The 1,288-nt window shown below is 61.9% G+C and carries 1 pseudogene; it reads right to left on the reverse strand.

Annotated elements, in window-relative coordinates:
• Window positions 1-449 precede the first annotated feature (449 nt).
• Window positions 450-1,288: pseudogene (locus AC0L2Z_RS35250) on the reverse strand (IS481 family transposase); the annotation flags it as partial.

Here is a 1,288-nt window from a genome sequence, read left to right on the forward strand (position 1 = left end):
CATAAGACCGGAAAACATCGAACTCATTGACGTCGCTGCAGGTGGCGCGGTTGATGATCTCGCACACAATGTCCTGCCTGGGATCTGCATCACTGATGCCGTTCTCTCCTGCCCAAACTGGACGTCATTTCGCGCGACCGTCGGTTACCCTCAAGCCATTGACGGCCTAGCGCGGTAGTTTTCATCACGCGCCATCACCGCCCTTCCGTAAGAAGGCAAGCAACTTGACCTCGCCGGGATTCGATCGGCGCTTCGGGTGTTGCATCCTCAACACGCTGCTGTTCGACATGGCCCGCCGCGGCGCAAAGAAGGGCCTTCGCCAGGCTTCGATCGGCGGCCGCATGGCGGTGCGGACAAGTGAGGGAGGGTAGTGTTATGGCCGCCGGCGAGTTCCACCTCTGCGATATATTGCTGGACACCGGTTTCGGCAGTAGCGACGCGCGCACTAGATGTGGAGCCTCAAGGTTTTCCATTGTCAGACTGAGGCGACTGATTGGTGTTTTGGATTTTAGGCTGCCGTGCGGTCTATGCCAATTGTAGCGGTGCAGCCAAACGGGCAGTTGGGCCGCGCGGTGATCTGAGGTTGAATAGGCGATGGCATAGGCCCACTCGCGGAGCGCGGTCTGGATGAAGCGCTCGGCCTTGCCGTTGGTTTTCGGGGTATAGGGTTTGGTCCTGACGTGCTTGAGGCCGTGCTTGCGGCAGGCCTTGGCAAAGACCCTGGACCTGTAGCAGGAGCCGTTGCGGTCATGACGCGGCTGACGGCGATGCCGAGAGCGGCATAATAGCAGAGCGCCGCCTCGAGGAAGGCGACGGCACTCTGCTTCCTTTCATCCGGCAGTATCTGCGAGAAGGCGATGCGCGAGGCGTCGTCGATGGCGACGTGGATGAATTCCCAGCCGGCGCCGCGGCTGTTGGACTGGCCTTTGCGATCACCTGTGATGCGGTGGCCGACGCGCTCGAAGCGGCCGAGCTTCTTGATGTCAATGTGGATCATTTCGCCTGGCTGCTCGCGCTCATAGCGCATCACCGGCTCGGCTGGCTCCAAGTCCGTCAATCGCGAAAGGCCCGCGCGCGCAAGCACCCGGCTCACCGTCGCCGGCGAAACGCCAACCTCATGCGCGATGTGCTGGCCGGTGAAGCGCCGGCGCCGCAGCGCCACGATCGGCTCGACGATCGGCTGCTCGGTGGCGCTGGGGCTGTGCTTGGGCCTCCAGTCTCCTCGGTCAGGCCCGAATGGACAACCTTCCGAAAGCTCACAACTAGAGCACGTCCTGTTTAATCCGGT

This window comes from Mesorhizobium sp. WSM4850, assembly GCF_055811735.1.